The following is a 1,291-nucleotide window of genomic DNA, read 5'->3' as shown; positions in this document are numbered from 1 at the left end:
GCCATCCAATTGTAAATCGTCTTCGGCGAAGGCATCCCTTCCTCAGCGCAAATCAGGGTGAGAGGCGTCCCCATCGACAAGCCTTCGAGCACTCTCTCGATCACCTCGTCGATCCGCTTCGTTGGCCGTCCGCTCTTCTTGGTTGAGCTGGCTTGAGTTCGCTTTGACTTCTTCGGCTTCTTATCCCGTTTCGGTTTCATCGGCTCCGATGATTCGCGCACGCGAGGTCGTAGCGAGGCGGGGCAGTGGTCCCTATTGGATTAAACAACAATTCCATACCCGTTGACACCGCTTTGAACTTCAACACAATCGATTGATCCACATAATATGCTGCCCTCATGAAGACCCAAGAAAGCGAGATAGATATCGATGATGACCTGGCAAACAGCATCGTTCAACATATAATTAACTCCGCTCTTGCTGACGGATCTCTGAATCCAACAGGAAAATCAAAGGATCAATTCAATCAGGAGGTGTTTTCCTACCTAAGAAAAATCGCCGAATCAGATGCCCAATTCAGCCTAATTCTGGACCACAGGAAAACCCTCTTGGACCAAGCCCGTTCATTTCGCAAATCAAAGAATGTCGAACTTGCTATTCTATTTTATGCAACGTGGACCGAACACATGTTGAATTTGTTCGTCGCATCATACCTTAGAAGGCGTAAACTCGCGGATTCATTCATTCAAGACTTTCTACGAGATACCGGAACAAAGTCTAAATACATTTTCATCATATCATCTTACACAGAAAAAAACCCGGCCAAGTCGTGGATCACCAAGCTGAATTTCATCTCTGAGAGGAGAAATCAATTCGTTCACTTCAAATGGAAGGGATACGATGACCTGAAATCTGCCCAAATGAAGCGAGAATACGAAAAAGGGCTAGAATGGGCTGAGAGCTTGGTTCGACACTTCAATCTCTTGGAGAAAAAATATTTAACCTACGCAAAAATCTACACTCTCCCTTAGGACTTTAGTTCCTTAAAAGCTCGCTCCTTCCTCTGTAAAAACTCCTCATCCTCCGGACTCAGCGTGAGCGGTGCTGCCTTCTCCGTCACCGTCGCTTCTTCCTTCACCTCGCGCTTGTCGGCTTGATCCAGCAGCTGCTTGCCGAGCCAGATCAGCATCGAGACGTTGCCGCCCTTGGCAGATTCGATCTGCTGCCGACGCAGCGAAATCTTCAGTCGCCCGAACCCCTTTTCATAGGACCGACAAAACTCCCCATCCTTGCGCGACATCCGCCGCTCAATCGTCCGCGTCGCGCAGCCAAACCACGCCGCCATCTCGGC

Annotated in this window: 3 protein-coding genes; 1 reads left to right on the top strand and 2 read right to left on the bottom strand. The window is 49.0% G+C overall.

Annotation, left to right across the window (positions count from 1 at the left end):
* Positions 1-200: terminase small subunit-like protein (locus JIN85_RS20485; RefSeq protein WP_200274351.1), on the bottom strand; the 200-nt coding region annotated here is incomplete at its 3' end.
* Between the two features lie 138 nt (positions 201-338).
* On the opposite strand from JIN85_RS20485, the gene JIN85_RS20480 reads away from it, so the two are divergent.
* Positions 339-971 carry a hypothetical protein gene (locus JIN85_RS20480; RefSeq protein ID WP_200274349.1) on the top strand — a complete coding sequence of 211 codons (633 nt, stop codon included), beginning with the start codon at positions 339-341 and terminating at the stop codon, positions 969-971.
* Here the strand turns inward: JIN85_RS20480 and JIN85_RS20475 are convergent.
* Positions 968-1,291: hypothetical protein (locus tag JIN85_RS20475; protein WP_200274347.1), on the bottom strand; the 324-nt coding region annotated here is incomplete at its 5' end. The two genes, JIN85_RS20480 and JIN85_RS20475, sit on opposite strands and share 4 nt — an antisense overlap.

Origin of the sequence: Luteolibacter pohnpeiensis, from assembly GCF_016595435.1 — a bacterium.
GTDB lineage: Bacteria > Verrucomicrobiota > Verrucomicrobiia > Verrucomicrobiales > Akkermansiaceae > Luteolibacter > Luteolibacter pohnpeiensis.
This window is presented reverse-complemented; position numbering and strand designations above follow the sequence as displayed.

Coding starts and splice junctions, on each gene's coding strand:
- JIN85_RS20480 (WP_200274349.1), top strand. CDS start 339: ATGAAGACCCAAGAAAGCGAGATAGATATCGATGATGACCTGGCAAAC.